Consider the following 22,624-nt stretch of genomic DNA (forward strand, 5'->3'; position numbering starts at 1 on the left):
GTACATGCGTCCCAGGCAGCACAAAGGGCCGCCCCCGTCACCGGGAGCGGCCCTCAGCTGTGCGGATGTCGTCAGTCGTTGCCCGGCATCGGCGTCGTCTTCTGGATCTGCAGCAGGAACTCGGCGTTCGACTTCGTCTGCTTCATCTTGTCGAGCAGCAGCTCGATCGCCTGCTGCTGGTCGAGCGCGTGCAGCACGCGACGCAGCTTCCAGGTGATGGCGAGCTCGTCGCTGCCGAGCAGGATCTCTTCCTTACGGGTACCGGACGCGTCGACGTCCACCGCCGGGAAGATGCGCTTGTCGGCGAGCTTCCGGTCGAGCTTGAGCTCGGCGTTGCCGGTGCCCTTGAACTCCTCGAAGATCACCTCGTCCATGCGGGACCCGGTGTCGACGAGCGCGGTCGCGAGGATGGTCAGCGAGCCGCCGTCCTCGATGTTGCGTGCGGCACCGAAGAAGCGCTTCGGCGGGTAGAGCGCAGTCGAGTCGACACCACCGGACAGGATGCGGCCGGAGGCCGGGGCCGCGAGGTTGTACGCACGGCCCAGACGCGTGATCGAGTCGAGCAGGACGACGACGTCGTGGCCCAGCTCCACGAGGCGCTTGGCACGCTCGATGGCGAGCTCGGCGACCGTGGTGTGGTCCTCGGCCGGGCGGTCGAAGGTCGAGGAGATGACCTCGCCCTTCACCGACCGCTGCATGTCGGTGACCTCTTCCGGACGCTCGTCGACCAGGACGACCATCAGGTGGCACTCGGGGTTGTTGTGCGTGATCGCGTTGGCGATCGCCTGCATGATCATGGTCTTGCCGGTCTTCGGCGGGGCCACGATCAGACCACGCTGGCCCTTGCCGATCGGCGCGACGAGGTCGATGATGCGGGTCGTCAGCACGCCCGGGTCCGTCTCCAGGCGGAGGCGGTCCTGCGGGTAGAGCGGCGTCAGCTTGTTGAACTCCGGGCGGCCTCGGCCGTGTTCGGGCGCCATGCCGTTGACGGAGTCCAGGCGCACGAGCGCGTTGAACTTCTCGCGGCGCTCGCCCTCCTTGGGCTGGCGGACCGCGCCGGTGACGTGGTCACCCTTGCGCAGACCGTTCTTGCGGACCTGGGCGAGGGAGACGTACACGTCGTTCGGGCCCGGCAGGTAGCCGGACGTACGGATGAACGCGTAGTTGTCGAGGATGTCCAGGATGCCCGCGACGGGAATCAGGACGTCGTCGTCGGCGAGCTGCGGCTCGTTGGTGGCGAACTCGTCGCGGCCACGACGGCCCCGACGGTCGCGGTAGCGCCCGCGACGGCCGCGACGGCCGCCCTCGAAGTCGTCGTCGTCCTGCGGGCCGTTGTCACGCTGCTGGCGGTCCTGACGGTCCTGACGGCCGCCGCCCTGCTGCTGACGGTCCTGCCGGTCCTGGCGCTGCTGGCCGGCACCGCCCTGGCCCTGGCCCTGACCCTGGCCCTGCTGCTGCTCGTCGCCCTTGCCACCGCGGCGGTCACGGTCACGGCCGCCCCGCTCGCGGTCGCCACGCTCGCCGCGGTCACGGCGGTCCCGGCGGCCCTGCCGACCGTCGACGCCGTCACCGGCATCGGTCCTGGTCTCGGCGGGGGCCTCGACGACGGCGGCCTTCGGCTCGCTCTTCGCCTCGGCGGTGACCGTCTCGGGGCTGCCGGCCTCGGCCACGGCACGGCGACGGCGGCGCTCACCCGCGGGGGCGTCGTCGCTGGCCGGCTGGCCGGGGATCTCGATCTGCTGCTGGGCCACGGCCTTCTCGGCCGCGGGCTTCTCGGCGGCCTTCTTCTCGGCGGCCGGAGCGGCGTCGTCGCCGGTACGGGCCTTGGAGGTGGCCCGGCGCTTCGGCTTGGTCTCGGTGGCGGCCTCGGCGGTCTTCGCCGGGGCACCCCCGCCCGCCTGCGCCTCCTTGATGACCTCGATCAGCTGGCTCTTGCGCATCCGCGCGGTGCCCCTGATACCGAGGCCGGACGCGACCTGCTGCAGCTCGGCCAGCACCATGCCATCGAGGCCGGTACCGCGGCGCCGCCGGGAGCCGGCACCGGAGGCAGGCGCGGCAGAGGCGTCCGTGGCGGGCGCGGCAGCGGTCTCCTCGACACGTGCGCCCATCAGATCGGTGGTGTCGCTCACGAAGGGTCCTTCCCTGGAGCGGACGTCGGCCTGTCTGGCTCGGCGACCGGTTGTGCTGTCCGGCATTGGTCCTTGCTGTGTGGACCGTGCCGGGGCGGTGGTCCGCCAAAGAGGCGGAAGACATATCTGGTGATGACGATTCCGGAGCCGTGGCACTGAATTGCGGTGTCATCGGCACGGTCACGCCGGTTTCCGGAGCGTGCTCAGCACTGCTCAGCGCATAGCACCCAATGCATGGCACAAAGCAGTTTGGGAGGCTCCCGGAAGAATGGTTGTCCCGGACGGGGACACGAAGCACCTCGCCATGGTGGGGTCGGGTGCAGACTTGAGGTTAACACTACCGGATCCAACAAACATTCCCCCTCTCCAAATCCGGCAACCGCGCGCTATTAATGGACGCCCGCCGGGGCGAGCGGCAGGACGCACGCCCCCGCCTCGTCGAGGTCCAGCCGATTGGCGGCCCAGCCCTGACCTGCGAGATGAGCGACCTTGTCGGCGGATTCCTCGTCGGCCAGCGCGAGGACAGTGGGGCCCGCGCCGGAGATCACCGCGGGGATGCCGTCGGCCCGCAGCCGCTCCACCAGCGCCGCGCTCTCCGGCATGGCCGGGGCGCGGTACTCCTGGTGCAGCCGGTCCTCGGTGGCGGGCAGCAGCAGCTCGGGGCGCCGGCTGAGGGCCTCGACGAGCAGTGCGGCCCGGCCCGCGTTGGCGGCGGCGTCGACGTGCGGAACGGTGCGCGGCAGCAGACCGCGCGCGGTCTCGGTGAGAACCGGCTTTCCGGGAACGAAAACCACCGGAACGATGGAATCGGCAGGGTCCATCCTGATCGCCCGCGCGGCTCCGGCCTCCATCCAGGAGAGCGTGAATCCACCCAGCAGACAGGCCGCGACATTGTCGGGATGGCCCTCGATCTCGGTGGCGAGCTCAAGAAGCGCGGTGTCGTCGAGTTTGCTGTCGCCGCCTATGGTCACGGCGCGCGCGGCGACGATTCCGGCGCAGATGGCGGCCGAGGAGGAGCCGAGACCCCGCCCGTGCGGAATGCGATTGGCGCAGACGATCTCGAGGCCGCGCGGCTGTCCGCCCAGCAGATCGAAGGCGGTGCGCAGGGAGCGTACGAGGAGGTGGTTCTCGTCGCGGGGCAGCGTCTCGCTGCCCTCACCTGCGATGTCGATGTGCAGCCCGGAGTCGGCCACCCGGACGACCACGTCGTCGTACAGCCCCAGTGACAGGCCGAAGGCGTCGAAGCCCGGCCCGAGGTTGGCGCTGGTGGCGGGGACGCGCACCCGGACGGCGGCGGCGCGGAACGCTGGACCGGCCATCGCTCGATGACTCTCCTTGAGCTGCGTGATGTACGAGATTTTCGATGTGCTGCGAGAGGAACTGCGTGTTTCGGATGAGCTCTGATGAACTGCGAGAGGGACTGCGATACGTACGGAAGACCCGGAGACCGCAGTGACTGTCCTGACTGCACTGACGGCGCGGCACCGCGGCATATGCGGCGGGCGGGTTTGGTACAGCCTATCGAAGGAAGGTTCTGTGGCGACATAGGGCGCACAGGAGGCGCACGATGCGTGTCGTAAGCCCCCCGTGCACCCCCTGTCGGGTTGCGGTAGGGGTGACCTTGGCGGCGGCCGGATTTCGCCAACTTCTGGCGCAATCCGCCCGCCGCTGATGGCCTCTGACAGGCCCCGACGGCTTTTGGCGGATGTGCGCCAGGCGGCTTTACGCCAGTCCGAGCCGCTCCGCCGCCGTGGCCGCGTCCACAGGAACGGTAACCGGCTGCGGGGCGCCCGCAACGGCCCAGTCCGGATCCTTGAGCCCGTTTCCAGTGACCGTGCAGACGATCCGCTGGCCGGGGTCGACCTTGCCCTGCTCGGCGGCCTTCAGCAGACCGGCGACCGACGCGGCGGACGCGGGCTCGACGAAGACGCCCTCCTGCGCGGCCAACAGCCGGTAGGCGCGCAGGATCTCACGGTCCGTCACCTCGTCGATGAAGCCGCCGGACTCGTCCCGCGCGGCCAGCGCGAACTTCCACGAGGCCGGGTTGCCGATGCGGATCGCCGTGGCGATCGTCGACGGGTCCTTGACGACCTCGCCGCGCACGATGGGCGCGGAACCGGAGGCCTGGAAGCCCCACATGCGCGGGGTGCGCCCGGCGATGCCGTCGGCGGCGTACTCCGTGTAGCCCTTCCAGTACGCGGTGATGTTGCCCGCGTTGCCCACCGGCAGGACATGGATGTCGGGCGCGTCGCCGAGCATGTCCACGATCTCGAAGGCGGCGGTCTTCTGCCCCTCGATGCGCACCGGGTTGACCGAATTGACCAGCGCCACGGGGTAGTTGTCGGACAGCGAGCGCGCGAGCGTCAGGCAGTCGTCGAAGTTTCCGTCGACCTGGAGGATCTTCGCCCCGTGCACGAGGGCCTGGCCCATCTTGCCGATGGCGATCTTGCCCTGCGGGACGAGCACGGCACACACCATGCCCGCACGCACGGCGTACGCGGCGGCGGAGGCGGACGTATTGCCGGTGGAGGCGCAGATGACAGCCTTCGCGCCCTCCTCCTTGGCCCGGGTGATGGCCATGGTCATACCGCGGTCCTTGAAGGACCCGGTCGGATTGGCGCCCTCCACCTTCAGGTGGACCTCGCAGCCCGTGCGCTCGGAGAGCACCTGCGCGGGCACGAGCGGCGTACCGCCCTCACGAAGCGTCACGACCGGCGTGCTGTCGGACACCGGAAGCCGGTCCCGGTACTCCTCGATGATTCCGCGCCACTGGTGGGTCATTGCTGGTTACTCTCCTTCAACCCGCATGATGCTGGCGACACCCCGCACGGTGTCGAGGCTGCGCAGCGCCTGCACGGTCCCGTTCAGGGACGCGTCGGACGCTCGATGGGTGACGACGACGAGAGAGGCCTCGCCGCCTCCGTCTTGTCGTCCTTGCTGGCGCACCGTATCGATCGATACGCCGTGCTCGGCGAAAACGGTGGCCACCTGGGCGAGAACACCAGGTTTGTCCGCCACGTCGAGGCTGATGTGGTAGCGCGTCACGACCTCGCCCATGGGCGAGACGGGCAACTGGGTGTACGCGGAGTCGCCGGGCCCGGTGGCGCCGCTGAGCTTGTTGCGGCAGACGGCGACGAGGTCACCGAGCACGGCGGAGGCGGTCGGGGCGCCGCCGGCGCCCGGCCCGTAGAACATGAGCTGCCCGGCGGCATCCGACTCGACGAACACCGCGTTGTACGCGCCGCGCACGGAGGCGAGGGGGTGGCTCAGCGGAATCATCGCCGGATGCACGCGCGCCGTCACCGATCCCCCGTCCGCCGCCCGCTCACAGATGGCGAGCAGTTTGATGGTGCAGCCCATCTCCTTCGCCGAGGCGAAGTCGGCGGCGGTGACCTCGGTCATGCCCTCGCGGTACACGTCGTCGAGGCGCACACGCGTGTGGAAGGCGATTCCGGCGAGGATGGCGGCCTTGGCGGCCGCGTCGAACGCCTCGACGTCGGCGGTCGGATCGGCTTCGGCGTACCCGAGCGCGGTGGCCTCGTCGAGGGCTTCCTGATAGCCGGCCCCGGTGGAGTCCATCTTGTCGAGGATGAAGTTCGTCGTCCCGTTGACGATCCCCATCACCCGGTTGATCTTGTCACCGGCGAGGGACTCGCGCAGCGGCCGGATCAGCGGGATGGCGCCGGCGACGGCGGCCTCGTAGTAGAGGTCCCGGTTGTTCGCCTCCGCCGCCGCGTGCAGGTCTGCCCCGTCCTGGGCGAGGAGCGCCTTGTTGGCGGAGACGACGGAGGCGCCGTGCTCGAAGGCGGTGGTGATGAGGGAGCGGGCGGGCTCGATACCGCCGATGACCTCGACGACGACGTCGATGTCCCCGCGTTTGACGAGGGCGGTGGCGTCGGTGGTGACGAGTTCGGGATCGATGCCCTCGCGCACCTTGGAGGGCCGGCGGACGGCCACGCCCGCCAGCTCGACGGGGGCCCCGATCCTGGCCGCGAGGTCGTCGGCGTGCGTCGTCATGATGCGCGCCACCTCTGAGCCGACAACCCCACAGCCCAGCAGCGCCACCTTCAGCGGACGCGTACGCATCATCCGACCTCGTTTCCTCATACCGTCTACGGTTCGACCAGTCTCACTCACCGGACGGGAGTTTCTATCCCTGGTCCGGATCGTGAGACATCTATTTCATTTTTCCGACAGTCGGCGGCAGGAGATCTTCCACCTGCGCCGACCGTCCCTTCCGACCTGGCCCAGCCGGTCATTGCGACCTCGATCAGCCGGTCATTGCGACCTAGCCCACCCGGTCGTCCCGACCTCGACCAGCCTCGGTCATTCCTCCCTCGACCGGCCGGTCATCCGACGTCGAGACGCAGGAGGTCCTCCTCCGTCTCCCGGCGGACGATCACCCGGGCCTCGCCGTCGCGCACGGCGACGACCGGCGGGCGCAGCGCGTGGTTGTAGTTGCTGGCCATGGACCGGCAGTAGGCACCCGTGGCGGGTACGGCGATGAGATCGCCGGGGGCCAGGTCGGAGGGCAGGAACGCGTCCTTGACCACGATGTCGCCACTCTCGCAGTGCTTGCCGACGACGCGGACGAGCATGGGCTCGGCGTCGGAGGTACGCGAGACGAGGGAGACGCTGTACTCGGCGTCGTACAGCGCGGTCCGGATGTTGTCGGACATGCCCCCGTCGACGGAGACGTACGTCCGCAGCCCTTCGAGCTGCTTGATGGTGCCGACCTCGTAGAGCGTGAAGGCGGTGGGCCCGACGATGGCCCGCCCCGGCTCGACCGAGATCCGAGGCGTCCGCAGCTTCGCGGCCTCGCACTCCCGCGTGACGATCTCGCCCAGCGCCTTCGCGATCTCGTGCGGCTCGCGGGGATCGTCGTCACTCGTGTACGCGATGCCGAGACCACCACCGAGGTCGATCTCGGGCAGCTCGACCCCGTGCTCGTCACGAACGGCGGCCAGCAGCGACACCACCCGCCGGGCGGCGACCTCGAACCCGGCCATGTCGAAGATCTGCGAACCGATGTGCGAGTGGATGCCCACGAGCTCGAGCCCGTCGAGCGCGAGCGCCCGCCGCACCGCCTCCGCGGCCTGCCCGTCGGCCAGCGCGATCCCGAACTTCTGGTCCTCGTGGGCGGTGGCGATGAACTCGTGGGTGTGCGCCTCGACCCCTACGGTCACGCGGATCTGCACCCGCTGCCGCTTGCCGAGGGACTGCGCGATGTGGGCGACGCGGACGATCTCCTGGAAGGAGTCGAGAACGATCCGCCCGACCCCGCTCACGATGGCGGTGGTGATCTCTTCCTCGGACTTGTTGTTGCCGTGGAAGGCGATGCGGTCGGCGGGCATCCCGGCCGAGAGGGCGGTGGCGAGCTCACCGCCGGAGCACACGTCGAGGTTGAGCCCCTCCTCGTGCAGCCACCGCACGACGGCGCGCGAGAGGAAGGCCTTCCCGGCGTAGAAGACATCGGCGTCGTGCCCGAAGGCGGTCCGCCAGGCACGGGCACGATCGCGGAAGTCGGCCTCGTCGACGAAGTAGGCGGGGGTGCCGAACTCCTCGGCGAGTCGGGTGACTTCCATCCCACCGACACGGAGGACGCCGTCGTCCGTACGGCTGACGGTGTGCGCCCAGACCTTGGGGTCGAGGGCGTTGAGGTCGGCGGGCGGGGCGCTGTAGTGGCCCTCGGTGAGGACATCGGCGTGACGGGGCCCGGCGGGGTGTGCGGAACGGCTCATTTTTCTCTCACAGACGGTCACAGATAGTCAGGGGCGCTGATGCCGAGCAGGGACAGGCCGCCGGCCAGCACCGTCCCGGCGGCTTCGGCGAGCGCGAGCCGGGCGCGGTGGGCGGCCGAGGGTTTCTCGTCGCCGAGCGGCAGCACGGTGTGCTGGAAGGCGAGAAGGGCGTCGGCGGTGATGACGAGGTGCCGGGCGAGCCGGTCGGGCGCGCGGTGCAGGGCCGCCTGCGTCAGCACGGCCGGATACCCGGCGAGCGCCCCGACGAGCTGGTCGCCGCCGGGTACGTCTTCGGATACGTCACCGGGGTCGCCGGTGCAGCCGAGCGCGGCGGCGTTACGGGTGAGGGCCCGGGTGCGGGCGTGGGCGTACCGGACCCGGAAGAGAGGGTTGCTCTCCCGCTGAAGCAGGTGATCGGCGCTGATCCGCGGCCGGTCGTGGCACGCGGGGTGCAGCAGGGCCCACCGCGCGGCGTCGGGGCCGAGGGGGGTGGGGTCTTCGGGGGCGGGGGTGGGGCGGAGGGTTGTGGTCCGGGGGTGGTGGGGGCGCGGGGGGGCGGCGGCGTGGGGTGCGTTGGTGTGTGGGGGCTCGGCGTCGGGTGCGTTGATGTGTGGGGGCTCGGCGTGCGAGGGCTCAGCGCCCGCTGACTTGGCCTGCGAGAGGTCGGTGCTCGCGGGCTCGGTGCGCGAGAGGTCGGGGCGTACCGGCTCGGTGCGCGAGAGGTCGGGGCGTACCGGCTCGGTGCGCGAGAACTCGGGGGCCGCCGACCCGGGGGGCGCTGACCCGGGGGGCACCGACCCGGGAGCCTCCGACTCGGCACGCGAGGGATGGATGTGGTGCACCTCCGCACGGCCGCCCTGGGTGGCCACGATCCGTACGAGCGTGTCGGCGACGACTTCGGCCCGGATGTCGTACGGGACCCGGAGGGGGACGATCTGCCCGGCGAGGACGTCGCCGTGTCCATAGGCGTCACGTCGGCGCTGGATCTCCCGTACGAGAGAGGCGCCCGCGCCATCCCCCAGCCGAATGTTGAGGAACCCCGGCCCGGTGATCGCGACGTCGGCGACACCTTCGCTGCGGGTGAGGTGGGGCCGCAGGATCTCCGCGACCTGCCGTGCCGGCCGCCCGGCGGGTCGCGCCAACTGCAACGCGATGTTCGTGGCGTAGTCCCCGCACCCGCCCGGCCCCGGCGGCGTCACCACCGCCCGCACCGGCACGACCACGCTCAGCTCCCCCTCGTCCACGGCACGACGCACCGCGCGCAGGACGGTGCGGGAGAGCTCGACGGGGGTCACGGGACAAGCGTAGGGGAGGAAGGGGGTGGGTAGGCGACTCCGTTTAGCAAGGGTCCGGGATGTGGACGGGGTACGGAGGGCGAGGGTGTTCTCACTGGCGAGGGGGGAGTGACCGTCCACGTCGTCGAGTGTCGACCGTGGTGTCGGAGCAGGGGGAACGACGTGGACGGGGTAGGGGGCACGGCAACCCGGACGGAGTGAAGGGACACCGACGAAGTAGGACCGGAGCAGCACGACGACCGCATCCGAGCGACAACCCCCTCCCCCTCACGCAACACCGATCACAGATCACCGATCACAGATCACCGACACACGGGCGGGCACGCGCCCGCAGGGCCGACCACCGCCGGCTCCTCACCCCTCAGCGGCGCGACGCCCGCTCAATGACCGGCGCGCTGGGCCTCCTCGGCCCCGAGCTCCTCGACACCAAGCTCATCGGGACCGAACTCCTCCCCGCCAAAAGCACCGCCACCACCGGCCGCAGTCCCGCTCCCACTCCCCCGCCGCTCCATCAACTCCCGTACGAGCCGCACGAGTTCGGCAGGTTCGAAGGGCTTGGCAAGAAAGGCGTCAACGCCGACGTCGAGCCCGCTCTCGACCTCGTACTGCGTACAGGCACTGACGATGGCGAGGGGAAGATTCCGGGTCCGTGGATCGGCACGCAGCCGGGCGGCGGTACGCAATCCGTCGAGCCGAGGCATGACCACATCCAGGGTCACCACATCGGGCCGCACGTGATGCACGACGTCCAGGCATTCGGCACCGTCGGCCGCGGTCACGACCTCGATGCCCTCCAGCTCGAGGTTGACCCTGATCAGCTGCCGGATGACCTTGTTGTCGTCCACAACAAGCACCCGACCGGACGCGCCTGGCACAACTCGAGAGTAGGTCCGCGCCCACCGCGCCGTCCGGGTTTTCCCCACTTCCACCCCCGTGCGGGGGTCCCGACCACCCCAAGGACGCCCCTCGCGGACGCGTCCACTCCCCCTCCCTCGAACACCGCCCCGCCCCCACATAAACCCATGCCGGCCCCCCACGAAAGAGCTGGTAGGGTTCTACCCGTCGCCGCGAACAGCGCCCGACACGCCCCCGTAGCTCAGGGGATAGAGCAACGGCCTCCGGAGCCGTGTGCGCAGGTTCGAATCCTGCCGGGGGCACTCGCCACACAGCCAGCAAGAAACAAGCGCCGAGCTGGGCGGATGCCGACATGAGAGAGCGGGAGTCAGTCTCACTGGCTCCCGCTCTTTCTCATTGCCTCTCAGTGTCCACGCGCCATCTGCGATACACGCGACACACTCGCGTGTGGACGCCACGTGGCGGCGGCAGGATGCGGGTATGCCCAAGCCGAAGAGCTTCGCTGCGTGGTTGAAGTCCCACGCCGATCAAGGCAACGCCATTGGTGATCTCGCCTGGGGCGTCTCGCGATCCCGACTGGCCCTCGCGCAAGGCCTTGCCGGGTCGGCGCGCCTACCTTGAAGAGCGTGGCGCTATTTCGGCCGCCGTAGAGACACTCGAACGTGCGTGGACTCAGTACGAGCAGTACAAAGCCGCTCGAGACAAATGACGGCGGCCCGCCCCTTCACGGCTGACCTCGGTCTTTCGTGACGGCTCGTTGGTCCATCTGGCGGGCCGTTTCGGCTTGTTGGGCTGGAAGTGGGCAGGGTGAGGGCCCGGCTGCCGCGTCGGATGGGCGCCGGGTTCCACGGTTTCGGTGGGGTGGTCCAGGTTCGTCGGTACCGGTGGATCTGCTGGTCAACGGGGGTTCGGGAGGGCGTGCAGCCGTTCGCTCGCGTCCGTGATGAGGTCGGTCCGGGGCCAGTGGGCCGCGAACCTCGGGCGCTGTCGGCGGGCGGTGGTGACGAGTTGGGCCGCGGTGGAGAACAGCCGCAGGCGCAGGCGCTCACCTGCGGGCAAGCCTTGACCGACGGGCCTCGCGCCCGACTGAACGGCGTTGCTACCTGGGCACCAGGACTACACCGTTTTTCCCGTTTCTTCCGTGGCGCCCCCTCCTCCCATCGCCCCCCTCGTCCCCATCGATCCCGTCTCTCCCGGCCCGCCCGTCCGTCCCCTTTCTGCCCGGCGGACCGGTGGGGCCGGGCGGACCGGGGGGACCCGCGCGGCCTGGCGGACCGGAAGGGCCCACCTCGACGCCATGCGTCTGGGGCTCGACATTCCGTGCCCACATATCGTCGATCTGCAATTGATGGGCGACTAGCGCGCCCGACTGCGCGACAAGCGCGACGATCAGGGCGGCACCAAGCACGTGGGGGCGCCACTTAAGCAGTTTCTCTTTTACGTTTCTCACATTATCCCTCACGCTACGTGATGGAAAGATGTAGATGGCAATGAGTGGACAAGGCTGTCTCCCTCGTCGCGAGACTGGCCCAGAGCGACCCCGAACGCCGCGAGCTTGTCGATCACCGCGCAGAGGCACTCAAGCCCGTCATCGAGGCGAAGCACGAACGAGGGTGAGCGCCGCCCATAGCCCCGAGGCGGCACGCTCGCGGACGCGTTCCCGACGCGCGGCATACGCGCTCGTCCGCGGGGTACCGGTGCTGATTCCGCGATTCGTCGCGTATTGCCGACCGCAACCGCAAGTTTCCCCGTCCGGTTATACGCTGGTTGAACATCCAGGCGTGGCGGAGGAAATACCCAAGAAAACCCCCTCCTTGATGTCCCCATGGTGACCGCGGGGCTCAGCTGTGCTGGGTGACGGTGACAGTAGGCCTTGGGGTGGCAACAGCGTCCTTGCCGTCCTTGCCGTCCTTGCCGTCCCTGCCGTCCCTGCCGGGCCTCCCCTCCTGCCCGTTCCTCCCCTCCTGCCCGTTCCTCCCGTCCTGCCCGTTTCTTCCTGCCGGGCCAATAGGGCCGGCCGGACCCGACGGGCCTGGCGGGCCGGAGGGGCCGGCTACGACGTTTTGCGTCTCGAGGTCGACGTGCTGTGTCCGCAGATTGTCGATCTGCGTGTCCTGGGCAATGAGCGCAGCCGACTGCACGACGAGCGTGGCGATAAGCATCGTGCGGAGCACAAGGGGGCGTGGGGGTCTACGCATACGCATACGCAGCATTTCGTTTATCTTTCTCACGTCATCTCTCACGCTGTGTGACGGCGAAAGTGTAAAAGGCCAGGCGTCGGAGAAGGTGAACCTCCTCGCCGCGTGTCCGTTTCGGGACGACCGCCGGCTAGGCCATATCGCCGTCTTTTCCCAGCGCCTTTGTGATCTTCGCATTAGCTGCTTCTTCGTGGCTATCGATGCAGCCGTGGTAGCGGCGGTGGATCACCTCGGGAGAGTTGCCGAGCCGCCGGGTCACCTCGGCGATCGGCACCCCCGAATTCAGCCACCGTGTGATGCACGCGTGGCACAGGTCGTACGGGCGCCCGGCCAACGGCGAGTCGACGCGGTCAGGTGGGAGTGCGTACTCCCGAGCTTCCTCCCACACCCGCCAGTAGGTGGAAAAGCCGACCACTCCCCCGCGCTCGTTGCCGGACACGCGCCCTTCTTTGGCGGTGCCGAAGGTCTCCAGTGAGCCCGGAGGATCGCCACGAGGGCAGGCGGGACAGGCGCCGGTCGGTCGCTCTTGGCCTCCCGCGCCCTGAGCCCACGGCGGTCGTGGCGTTCCCCGGAATCGGTTCATTGCTTCCCGGAGGCGGGACGTGTCTCCCGGAGTGGGGGTGTGCCCCATCCTGCGTCCGGGAGGTGGCAGTCAGACCGCCTCAGCCCGACCGCCTCAGCCGGACGCAGTCCCGCGTAAGCCGGACGCAGTCCCGCGTAGTACAGGACGGGGCAGAAGGCCACCAAACGCTCCCACGGCACCGATCCCACGACCCGACGCAGGAGATGCCGCGAGCAACTGACGGGTCTGCAGGGCGTTCACGAGGACACGCGGGTCCACCACCTCATGGGAGCCGACGTGCTTCCGGCGCGCGCTGAAGTGGGTTCCCCGAGAGGTCCCCCGCGACCACCGCGTGTTCGAGAGCGGTGTTCAGGGCCCGGCGGCGGCGCCTGTACGTGTCGCCCGCCACCGGGGTGCCGTCCAGCTTGTACCCGAGGCGGTACGGCACGTCCTCGGACACCTCGGGGTCGGCCAGGTCGACGGCCGAACGGCCCGCCGTCGTGAGCCAGTCATGCGGGGCTTTGAGGTGGGCCGGTGGATCCACTCCCGCATTCGCGGGAACGATCCCTCACCGGAAAGCCAACCGCAATTGCTCATCCGAGGGAACGCCGTCCCCACGCTTGGCCATGCTCAGAGAAACGGCCGCAAGGCCGTCCGCCGTACCCTCTCGGGTCTTGGCTGCGCTCGTACGCCACCGCCCGGCGACATATTTCCGGCAGAACTCGAACCACCGCAACGGCGTCTTTTCTTCTGAGAATTCTGCCGCTTCCGCTGCCGTGCGAACTTCGGACTCAGGCAGTCCGCTTGCAATCTCGAAAGCCTCGCCCCGGCGCATAGCCCGCCGCAATTCCGAGCGCCGGTCCACCAGCTGTTTCCACCCTGCCGAAGGTTCGCAACACTGTCCTGACGATCCTTGAGCCGAGCCAAACGGGTGAGCCGAGTCCGACACACCTGCGACACACTCTGTGCCGCTGGATTCCACGAAAGGGGAATCGGTCGGCCACCCCGCCGACAGCGGTGAGTAGGAAGATCCAGCCGACCCCGGCTTCGCCGGGGAATGGAAGCGGACCAGGCAAGGGCGGCTGAGCACCCGCCGGCACCCGGTGCCCGCCCCAGTGGCGGCGTGGCCGCGGCCGAGCACGACTTCACCCTCGCAGCGTAAGCACCAGCTGTCCAAGATCAGGGGGAACTTCACCTTGTTGCGGCCCCCTATGCCGACGAGCCCCGGTTCCGGGGCCTCGATCAGCTCCCCGCGATCGAAGCGCGGCCGAAGGTCCTGGTCCTGAGTGGCTTCGGACCTTGGTGGCGGGGAAGACGGATTCAGGGGTGTTGTCCTAGTCGTGATCGGTGGCGACGGCGACGTGGCGCCAGGCGTCCATCTCCCTGCGGAAGGTGCCCAGTTTGGCGTCGAAGGCTTGCAGGGTGTCGGCTCCGAGCGGGAGGCGCAGGGGCGGCTCGGGGGCCGCGGCGATCTCTACGATGGCGCGGGCGGCCTTGGCCGGGTCGCCGGGCTGGGCGTGGTTCAGGCTCGCGACGGCTGCACGCATCGCGCCGACGGTGGGCGCGTAGTCCTCGATGGTGTCGGGGCCGGTGTGCAGGCTGGCGGGGTCGAGGAAGTCGGTGCGGAAGAAGCCCGGCTCCACGAGCGTCACATGAATGCCCAGGGGCGCCAGTTCGGTGTGGAGGGTCTCGGTGAAGCCCTCGACGGCGAACTTCGTGGAGGCGTAGATGCCCCAGCCCGGCGCGGTGGCGAAGCCCACGATGGAGCTGATGTTGATCACGTGGCCGGAACGCTGGCGGCGCAGTACCGGCAGTACGGCGCGCTGGACGGCGAGCGGGCCGAACACGTTGGTCTCGTACACCGCGCGGACCGCGACGTCGTCGGACTCTTCGACGGCGGCGAGGAGTCCGGTGCCGGCGTTGTTGACCAGGACGTCGATCCGGCCGAGTCGCTCGACCGCCGTGCGGACGGCCGCTTGGATGCTCTGGTGGTCGGTCACGTCCAGCGACACGGGGAGCAGCGCGTCGCCGGCGTCGGGAAACTGCTCGCGGACGGTTTCGGCCTTCCGCGCGGTCGCGACCACCTGGTGGCCGGCGGCGAGGGCGGCACGGGTGATTTCCCGGCCGAAGCCCCGGGATGATCCGGTGATGAACCAAACGCTCATTGTCTTCTCCAGTGTTCAGGCAGTGGGCAGGTGTGTTCAGGCAGTGGGCAGGAGTGTTCAGGCAGTGGGCAGGTCGAAGGCCGCGCGGTTTTGGGCGATGAAGTCCTCGACGTCGAGGGGGTCGCTGCCGCCGATCGCCTTCACGAGGTCGTTGGTGCCGGCGAAGACGCCGTTGCGGTAGTCGACGGCCACGGCGAGCAGGTGCTGGATCAGGTGGTCAGGCGCGCCGCGCCCGCTCAGGATGGCGGCGAATTCGTCGAGTTCGATGGGGACGTAGGTGACTTCACGGTCCAGCGCCCGTGACATCTTCTCGGCGATCTCGTAGTGGTTGAGTTCCTCGGCTCCGTACAGCGGATAGATCTGGCCGGCGTGCGGGGCAGGGTCTTCCAGGATGGCCGCGATCACCTTCGCCTGGTCGCTCTCCGCGATGGGGGCGTGGCGTCCGTCGGCGAACGGCAGGCGCAGTTCGCCCGTCCCGTCGGCCCAGGTGTCGACCAGCCACGACGTGAAGAAGGTCGGGCGGATGTGGGTGACGGGGACCAGGGCGTGGTCCAGGACGCGTTCGGCGACCCAGTGCTGGCGTGCCGCGTTGCTGGCGGTGGTGCGGCGGGCGGAGACCTGCGACATGTTCACGATCGCCTGGACGCCGTTCTCCTCCGCCGCCTGAGCCACGTTCGCGCTGGCGTCCATCAGGCCGGGGCGGATCGGATAGGTGAAGTACAGGGCGTCGATCCCCTTGGTCGCCTGGGCCAGGGAGTCCAGGTCGAGGACATCGCCTTCCACGACGTCCGCTCCGAGGGCGGCGAGCCGCTCGGCGCGCCCGTCGAGGCCCCGTACGAGTGCGCGGACGCGGTGACCGCGCTGGAGCAGGAGTTCGGTGGTGTGGCCGCCGGTCTTGCCGGTGGCCCCGATCACGAGGAGGTTGCGTTCCATGATGGTGATCTCCGTTTCTTGAGAGGGAGTTGGTGAGGGGGAGTTGGTGAGGGGGAGTTGGTGAGGGGGAGTTGGTTCCTCAGGGAGAGCTGGTTCTTCGGGGAGAGCTGGTTCTTCGGGGAGAGGTGGTTCTTGAGAGGGAGCTGGCGGGAACTCCAGCGTCAGTCCTTCGAGCGGGCCTCGCAGAAGATGAGTGGGGCGGTGCGATGCCCGTCCGGCAGGAGGGTGTGGTTGCGGACCCGACCCGAGTGACCGTGCCCCTGTGGCCAGCCCCACCCGCGTGGCCGCGGCCCTGCGGTCAGCCCGACCCGAGCGACCGCGACCGTGCGGTCAGCCCCACCCGAGCGACCGCGACCGTGCAGTCAACCCCACCCGAGCGACCGCGACCATGCGGTCAGCCCCACCCGAGTGACCGCGACCCAGCCGTCGCAGCCCCGTAGCCGCGGCCCAGTGCTCAGGGTGCCCGGCGGGGCCGGAGGGCGAGCAGCGCGGTGGCCGCGGCGATTCCGGCGCCGGCCTGGACGGACCAGGCGTGGTCGAACCCGGTGGTCGTGGCCTGGGGGGTGAGAGCGACGAGCAGGGCCACGCCCACGGCGCTGCCGAGCTGGCGGCTCATGTTGAGTACGGCGCTACCGGTGGTGGCGCGCTCGGCGGCGAGGGTGTCGGCGGCGGCGAACAGCGGCGCCTGGGCCAGACCGCCGGCCAGGCCGACCAGGATCAGGCCCGGGAACATGCCGCCCCAGTAGTCGGGGGTGGTGTGCACGGCCGCGAGCCAGTAGGCGGCGGCGAGTGCCATGGCCAGCATGCCGGTCACGGCGGGGGCGGTGCGTCCGAAGCGGCGCTGGATGGGTCCGGCGTTCATCGCGAAGGCGATCGAGGCCAGGGGGGCCGGGGCGATGGAGACGCCTGCGCGCAGCGGGCTGAAGTGCCAGACCTCCTGCATGAACAGGGCCGTGCTGAGCAGGACGATGGCGAAGCCGACGGAGAACAGGAACAGGGCCACGGTGGCGGCGGTGAACGGCCGGCCGGCGAACAGCCGCTTCTCGATCACCGGCGCCTTGGCGCGCAGGGTGCGCTCGACGGTCGCGGCCCCGGCCAGGGCGGCCGCGGCGAACAGGACCACGGTGCGGATGTCCGTCCAGCCCCACCCCGGTCCCTGGACGGTGGCGAGCACCAGCAGGCTCACGGCCAGCGGCAGTACGAGGGCGGAAGCCAAGTCCGGCAGTGCGGCGCCCTTGGGCCGGCGCACCTCGGGCAGCAGCAGCGCGCCGGCGACGAGGGTGGCGATGCCGATGGGAACATTGATCAGGAAGATCCACCGCCAGTCGAGGGTGACGAGCAGCCCACCGACGGGCGGGCCCGCCGAGGCCGCGATCGCGCCCACGCCCGCCCACAGGCCGACCACCAGGGTGTGCCGGTGCTTGGGGAAGTTCGGGTAGAGCAGGCCGAGCGAGGTCGGCACGATCATCGCCGCGCCGACGGCCTGGAGAGCCCGGGCACCGACCAGCACGCCGAGACTCGGTGCGGCGGCCGCGACGGCGGAGGTGAGGGTGAAGAGCGTCACTCCGGACAGCAGCATCTTCTTGCGCCCCCAGTGGTCCGCGATCCGGCCCGCGGGCACCAGCACGGAGGCGAACACGATCGCGTAGGCCGACAGCACCCACGACACGCTCGCGACGCCCGTGTCCGGGAACGACCGGCCGATCCCGTCGAGGGCGACGTTGACGACGAAGAAGTCGAGCTGTGCCATGAAGGCGACGGCACCCAGCACCGCCATGATGCTCCAGCGGCGCGGGTGACCCGCCTCGGTGACGGCGGGCGCCGGGGCCGGGCCGGTGTGCGGTGTCGTCGCGACCGCCTGCGGTGCAGCCTGTGTGGACATCCTGTCCGCCTCCCGAGAGGAATGGGCTTGACAGCCCTTTTTTGGTCTCCCTCCAGGAGACATCCCACGGAATGGGTTGTCAAGCCCCTTTTTGCGGTACGGTGGTCACCATGAGCACAACCAGCGAGACGCCGGGCCAGAAGCTGACCGCCAAGGGCCTGGCCACACGCGAACGCATCGTCAGGGCGGCCGCCGAGCTGATCTACGAACACGGCGCACAGAACACCAACAACGAGCAGATCCGGGAGGCCGCCGGAGTCAGCGGCTCGCAGCTGACGCGCCACTTCCCCACCAAGGAGTCCCTGGTGCGCGCGGTGCTCGCCTGGCAGGCCGACACCATCGTCGCCCGCCACCAGGCACCCGAGCTGGGCGAGCTGGACAGCTTCGCCGCCCTGCGCCGGTGGGCCGATTCCTACATCGCCTCGCAGGACATGCTGAGCGGCGGCTGCACGTTCGGCTCCCTGGCCGCCGAGGTCGTCAAGACCGAGCCCTCCCACCGGGACGCGGTGGCCGAAGGCTTCGAGCGGTGGCAGGGGCTGTTCAAGCGCGGCCTGAGCAAGATGCGCGAGCGGGGCGAACTGCGGCCGGAGGCCGACCCGGCCGCGCTGGCCCACCTGCTCGCCGCCGCGTTCCAGGGCGGAGCGCTGCTGGACCAGGCGGCCGGCGAGTCCTCACCCCTGCGTGACGCGCTGTACGGGGCCCTGGCCTACGTCGAGTCGTTCGCCGTAGAACGCTGACCGTACCGCGGAGGACCGACCCTCAAGCAAGCAGCGCTCAGGAAGCGTCGGAGACGACTGGGCGGGGCGTCTGCTGAGACGAGCTGGGCGCCTGCTGGGACCGGGCCCGTGCCGTGAGCGGGAGTCCTGCGAATGCCTGATCGGCAACGCGCTCCAGCGCGACCGCGTCGAGCCCGGCCCTGGCCAGTACTTCCATGCCCCGGTTGACCGCCATGAGCAGTTGGCTGATCTGGGGGGCGTCCGCCTCGGGATCGAGGTCGCCATGCCGCTGCGCAGCCTGAACACACCCGGTCAGTGAGCCTTCGATTCTCGTGAGGGCCTGCCTGACGCGTGCAGCGGCCCGCGGATCGTGGTCGACTCCCTCGACGACGAAGCCGGTCACCATACAGCCGAGCCGGTCGGGGTCATCGTGCACACATCGCGCCGACTGCACGAGATATGCGTGCAGCCGTTCCAGCGCGGCGTCATCGGGGCCTTCGAGTACGGCTGCCCAGGCGGTCTCCGTGCGGTCGCAGTACGCCTGCAGCGTCCGCAGGTACAGCTCGCTCTTGCCGCCGAAGGCGGCGTAGAGGCTGCCGCGGCCCAGCCCGCCCGCCTTGGCGATGTCGTCAACGCTGGTACCGGCGTATCCGGTACGGCGGAACTGTCGCTCGACGGCCTGTACGACCTTGTCCTTGTCGAATCCCGGTGGGCGCCCCATGGGGGCCAGCCTACAGGCCGCACGAGCGTTCTTGACATTCCGTTCCACAAGTTCTTACGGGTTGCCGACAGAGCGGTCCAGAACTCTGGCGTCCGTTACTCACGGCATCCCCGTCGAAGCCGAAGCCCGCCAGGCGCCCCATGGGGCCGGTCCGCAGCCCATGCGCGCATTCTTGACATGTCGTTCCAGAACTTCATAGGGTTCTTGACAAGGCGGTCCAGAACTCTGCCGCCTATCACTCACGGCACCCCTCGAAGCCCAGGAACGGACAGAACACGCATGTCTTCGCAAGATCAGATGGCCCCTGCGGTAGCGCTGAAAGCGCAGAGGGGAGGCGGGGGCACGTCGAACGCACGGCCGGCTCTCATCCTCGCCGTGCTGGCCATGGCGAGTTTCCTCGGCCAACTCGACGTATGGATCACCAACGTCGGTCTGCCGAACATCGGGCAGGGCTTGGGTTCGACCTCTTTGTCGGACCTGAGCTGGGTGCTCAACGGCTACGCGATCGTCTTCGCCGCCCTTCTCGTCCCCGCGGGGCGGCTCGCCGACCGCTTCGGCCGCAAGAGCGGCTTCCTTCTCGGCATGGCCGTCTTCGTGGCGGCGAGCCTCGGGGCGGCGCTGTCCGGCGACGTATGGGTGCTGGTCGTCTTCCGTGCCCTTCAGGCGGTGGGCGCCGCCCTGCTGACTCCCGCCAGCCTCGGCCTGGTGTTGACGAGCGCCCCCGCGGACAAGGTGGAGCGGTATGTCAAGGTCTGGTTCACCGCGGGTGCGCTGTCCGGGGTGTGCGGACCGATTTTCGGCGGGCTGCTGGTCCAGGTCTCCTGGCGGTGGCTGTTCCTGGTGAACATTCCCATCGGACTGCTCGCCATCGCGCTCGCCGCCCGGCTCGTGGCCAACGTCAGGCACGAACAAGACGCCCGCGTACCCGACCTGCTCGGCGGCGTCCTGCTGATCGTCGTGGTCGGCGCCCTGGCTCTCGGCGTGGTGAAGGCACCCGACTGGGGCTGGTCGGACACCCGGGTCATCACGTCTCTGGCCGTGGCAGTGGTCGGGCTGATGGCGTTTCTGTTCCGCTCGTCACGGCACCAGGTGCCCGTGGTCGACCTTTCTCTGTTCCGTGACCGGATCTTCGCCTCGGCGAACCTCGCCGGCATGCTGCAACTGGCCTCGTTCGCCAGCCTCCTGCTGTCGACGATCCTCTGGCTGCAGAACCACTGGCACTACTCCGCCATCAAAACCGGATGCGCCAGTCTTCCCGGCCCGCTCAGCTTCGCGCTGGCCGCTACCGCCAGTGAAACCCTCCAGCGCCGCTTCCGAGTCCCGGCCGGTGTCATCGCCGCGGTCGGCAGTGCGATCGCCTCTGTCGGCATCCTGCTCTTCGCCGTTCTCCTGCACAATGACCCGAACTACGCTTCCGGAATCCTCCCGGCCTGGCTGCTCTTCGGGTTCGGCACCGGATTGGCGCTCCCGACCGTCGTCTCCTCCGCGACGGTCGGTCTGCGCCCGGAGCAGGCCGCTACCGGCAGCGCCGTCGTGACCATGGCAACTCAGATCGGCTCGGTCGTCGGCATCAGCATCCTGGTCGCCATGCTCGGCACCGCCTCCGGTGGAGCCTCTCTGGAGACCTATCGACACGCGTGGTTGGTGGCGATGGCCCTCATGGCCGCCGCGGCTGTGGTGTCGCTGGGCGTATCGCAGAAGAGGGCGGTGGCAGTCCGATGACCATGTCCGTTCCGGCTCAGGCTTCCCGCGCCGCGGCCCCCGGCAGCGGGCGCTGGCTCGGCCTTCTGGTGGTCTGCCTCGGCGTCATGATGGCCTTCGTCGACGTCACCTCCACGATCTCGGCCCTGGGCGACATACAGAGCGACCTCCACGTCACCGCGAGCACGCTGGTATGGATCACCAGCGCGTACAGCCTTGCTGTCGTGAGCTTCGTGATGTCCGCCGGGACCTTCGGCGACCTCGTGGGGCGTCGACGCGTGTTCCGCCTGGGTGCCGCCGTCTTCCTGACCGGCAGCGTGTTCGCCGTGTTCGCCGACAGCGCCGGCATGCTCATCACCGCACAGGCGATCGCGGGCCTCGGCGGCGCGGCCGTGTTGCCGACGAGCCTGGCGATCGTCAGTGCCACCTTCACCGACCCGCACGAGCGCACCGCCGCGATCGGCATCTGGGCCGCGTGCTCCGGAGTGGGCCTGGCCATCGGCCCGATCCTCGCCGGAGCCCTGCTCGAACACTTCTCCTGGCACGCCGTCTACATCGCCAACATCGTCATCGCCGGCCTGGCCCTCCTCCTGACCCCGGTCTTCGTGGCCGAGTCCAGACACGCCACGCGCAAGCCCGATCTTGCGGGCCTTGTCCTGGGCACAGTGGTGACGGCCTCGGCCACCTACGCGATCATTCAGGGTGGCTCCACCGGATACACCAAGGCGCCGATCATCACCATGTATGTGGTCTTCGCCGTATCTCTGTTCATGTTCGTAACCGTGGAACTCCGTCACCCCGATCCCATGCTGGACCTGAGGCTCTTTCGGAGCGCTTCCTTCTCGGCCGTCATGGGCGTGGCCGCTGTCAGCGTTTTCGGACTGGTCGGTGTCGCCCTGCTCAGCGTGCTCTACATGGAACGTGTGGGACTGACCAGTCCCCTCGACGTCGGCGTGCGCCTGCTGCCGCTGTTCGGAACGTTCCTCCTGGTCACCGTGGTGACCGCCCGGGTGCTGGTGCACCGGGTCGGCTTCACCCTCTTGATCACCGCGGGTCTGGTCCTCATCGGAGCCGGGTCCCTCGCGCTGCTCGCGACCGATGCCTCGGGAAGCTACGGGGCGATGTGGCCCGGACTGCTCGTGGCGGGCATCGGAGCGGGCCTGCTGACGGCGCCTTCGACGGCTGCCGCGGTCAACAGTGTCCCGCCCCAACAGGAGGGCATGGCGGCAGCGGCGGTGAACATGGCTCGTCAGCTGGGAACCGTGCTCGGCCCCAGTGTGCTCGGAACCGTCGTCACCAGTCGCTTCCCCCGGAACCTGCATGACCGTCTCGTCGAGGCAGGCATCCCCTCGCCGCAGGCGGACCGGATCGTGGAGGGCGCGTCACACGGCGGCGGCGCGACGAGCCTCCCCGCGTCCCTCGCCCGCGTGGTGGGAACGGCGGTACCGAGGGCGTTCACCGACGCCGTGCACCTGGGCAACGTCATAGGCGGAGTCGTACTGATCGTCATGGCCGTGCCTACGGCGCTGTTCGTCCGCCACAAGGTTCACAGTCCCCGGACATCCGCCGAGGCATAAGCGGTACGTCAACGGGACGGTGTGAGGCGCCCACAGGACTTCCGTCCGCGCAACCTCCCCCCGAACAGCCGGTGTTGATCGTTGAGCACAGCCATCAACACCGGCACCGCCCGCGAACCGAGCACCGGTCGAACGGACGGCCGGACCTC

At 69.5% G+C, this 22,624-nt stretch carries 16 protein-coding genes, 1 tRNA gene and 1 pseudogene; 4 read left to right on the forward strand and 14 right to left on the reverse strand.

Annotation, left to right across the window (positions count from 1 at the left end; genetic code table 11):
• Window positions 1-71: 71 nt before the first annotated feature.
• The 7 genes from rho to ACZ69M_RS21305 all read right to left on the reverse strand — a co-directional run bounded on the left by rho (window position 72) and on the right by ACZ69M_RS21305 (window position 10,019).
• The gene (gene rho / locus ACZ69M_RS21275) at window positions 72-2,129 is read right to left on the reverse strand and encodes a transcription termination factor Rho (RefSeq protein ID WP_470051836.1); all 2,058 of its coding nucleotides are present in this window, start codon (window positions 2,127-2,129) and stop codon (window positions 72-74) included.
• Between the two features lie 389 nt (window positions 2,130-2,518).
• Window positions 2,519-3,448 (reverse strand): homoserine kinase, encoded by a 930-nt coding sequence (gene thrB / locus ACZ69M_RS21280; RefSeq protein WP_054233236.1) that lies wholly within the window; start codon window positions 3,446-3,448, stop codon window positions 2,519-2,521.
• 403 nt (window positions 3,449-3,851) lie between these two features.
• Window positions 3,852-4,910, reverse strand: coding sequence for a threonine synthase (gene thrC / locus ACZ69M_RS21285; RefSeq protein WP_190172741.1), 1,059 nt, complete (start codon window positions 4,908-4,910; stop codon window positions 3,852-3,854).
• Window positions 4,911-4,916: 6 nt separating this feature from the next.
• Window positions 4,917-6,215 carry a homoserine dehydrogenase gene (locus tag ACZ69M_RS21290; RefSeq protein ID WP_470052441.1) on the reverse strand — a complete coding sequence of 433 codons (1,299 nt, stop codon included), beginning with the start codon at window positions 6,213-6,215 and terminating at the stop codon, window positions 4,917-4,919.
• Between the two features lie 263 nt (window positions 6,216-6,478).
• Window positions 6,479-7,870 carry a diaminopimelate decarboxylase gene (gene lysA, locus ACZ69M_RS21295; RefSeq protein ID WP_470051839.1) on the reverse strand — a complete coding sequence of 464 codons (1,392 nt, stop codon included), beginning with the start codon at window positions 7,868-7,870 and terminating at the stop codon, window positions 6,479-6,481.
• Between the two features lie 17 nt (window positions 7,871-7,887).
• Window positions 7,888-9,165, reverse strand: coding sequence for an ArgS-related anticodon-binding protein NrtL (gene nrtL, locus ACZ69M_RS21300; RefSeq protein WP_470051841.1), 1,278 nt, complete (start codon window positions 9,163-9,165; stop codon window positions 7,888-7,890).
• Between the two features lie 380 nt (window positions 9,166-9,545).
• Window positions 9,546-10,019: a response regulator gene (locus tag ACZ69M_RS21305; RefSeq protein WP_470051843.1), complete on the reverse strand. Its 474-nt coding sequence runs from the start codon at window positions 10,017-10,019 to the stop codon at window positions 9,546-9,548.
• 231 nt (window positions 10,020-10,250) lie between these two features.
• Here ACZ69M_RS21305 and ACZ69M_RS21310 point away from each other — a divergent pair.
• Window positions 10,251-10,322 (forward strand) — tRNA-Arg (locus ACZ69M_RS21310).
• 595 nt (window positions 10,323-10,917) lie between these two features.
• On the opposite strand, the pseudogene ACZ69M_RS21315 reads toward ACZ69M_RS21310, so the two are convergent.
• The 6 genes and pseudogenes from ACZ69M_RS21315 to ACZ69M_RS21340 form a co-directional block, all read right to left on the reverse strand.
• Window positions 10,918-11,064, reverse strand: a pseudogene (locus ACZ69M_RS21315) (IS1380 family transposase); the annotation flags it as partial.
• A gap of 1,284 nt (window positions 11,065-12,348) precedes the next feature.
• The gene (locus ACZ69M_RS21320) at window positions 12,349-12,657 is read right to left on the reverse strand and encodes a site-specific integrase (protein WP_470051845.1); all 309 of its coding nucleotides are present in this window, start codon (window positions 12,655-12,657) and stop codon (window positions 12,349-12,351) included.
• 406 nt (window positions 12,658-13,063) lie between these two features.
• A complete protein-coding gene (locus ACZ69M_RS21325) occupies window positions 13,064-13,324 on the reverse strand; it encodes a hypothetical protein (protein ID WP_470051847.1) in 261 nt (86 codons plus the stop codon).
• A gap of 790 nt (window positions 13,325-14,114) precedes the next feature.
• Complete coding sequence (locus ACZ69M_RS21330) at window positions 14,115-14,945, reverse strand: oxidoreductase (protein ID WP_470051849.1); 831 nt, start codon at window positions 14,943-14,945, stop codon at window positions 14,115-14,117.
• Window positions 14,946-15,002: 57 nt separating this feature from the next.
• Window positions 15,003-15,878 (reverse strand): NmrA family NAD(P)-binding protein, encoded by an 876-nt coding sequence (locus ACZ69M_RS21335; RefSeq protein WP_470051851.1) that lies wholly within the window; start codon window positions 15,876-15,878, stop codon window positions 15,003-15,005.
• 454 nt (window positions 15,879-16,332) lie between these two features.
• A complete protein-coding gene (locus ACZ69M_RS21340) occupies window positions 16,333-17,760 on the reverse strand; it encodes an MFS transporter (RefSeq protein ID WP_470051853.1) in 1,428 nt (475 codons plus the stop codon).
• A gap of 110 nt (window positions 17,761-17,870) precedes the next feature.
• Between ACZ69M_RS21340 and ACZ69M_RS21345 the strand changes: the two genes are divergently transcribed.
• On the forward strand, window positions 17,871-18,497 hold the full coding sequence (locus ACZ69M_RS21345) for a TetR/AcrR family transcriptional regulator (protein WP_470051855.1): 627 nt from the start codon (window positions 17,871-17,873) through the stop codon (window positions 18,495-18,497).
• Window positions 18,498-18,534: 37 nt separating this feature from the next.
• Here ACZ69M_RS21345 and ACZ69M_RS21350 read toward each other — a convergent pair whose 3' ends face one another.
• On the reverse strand, window positions 18,535-19,197 hold the full coding sequence (locus ACZ69M_RS21350) for a TetR/AcrR family transcriptional regulator (RefSeq protein WP_470051857.1): 663 nt from the start codon (window positions 19,195-19,197) through the stop codon (window positions 18,535-18,537).
• Between the two features lie 384 nt (window positions 19,198-19,581).
• On the opposite strand from ACZ69M_RS21350, the gene ACZ69M_RS21355 reads away from it, so the two are divergent.
• Both ACZ69M_RS21355 and ACZ69M_RS21360 read left to right on the forward strand, forming a co-directional pair.
• Entirely contained in the window at window positions 19,582-20,919 is a 1,338-nt protein-coding gene (locus ACZ69M_RS21355) for an MFS transporter (RefSeq protein ID WP_470051859.1), read from the forward strand.
• On the forward strand, window positions 20,916-22,475 hold the full coding sequence (locus ACZ69M_RS21360; RefSeq protein ID WP_470051861.1) for an MFS transporter: 1,560 nt from the start codon (window positions 20,916-20,918) through the stop codon (window positions 22,473-22,475). Before ACZ69M_RS21355 ends, ACZ69M_RS21360 begins: the two co-directional genes overlap by 4 nt.
• The last annotated feature ends 149 nt before the right edge of the window (window positions 22,476-22,624 follow it).

It is taken from the genome of Streptomyces sp. NPDC107454, from assembly GCF_055582885.1.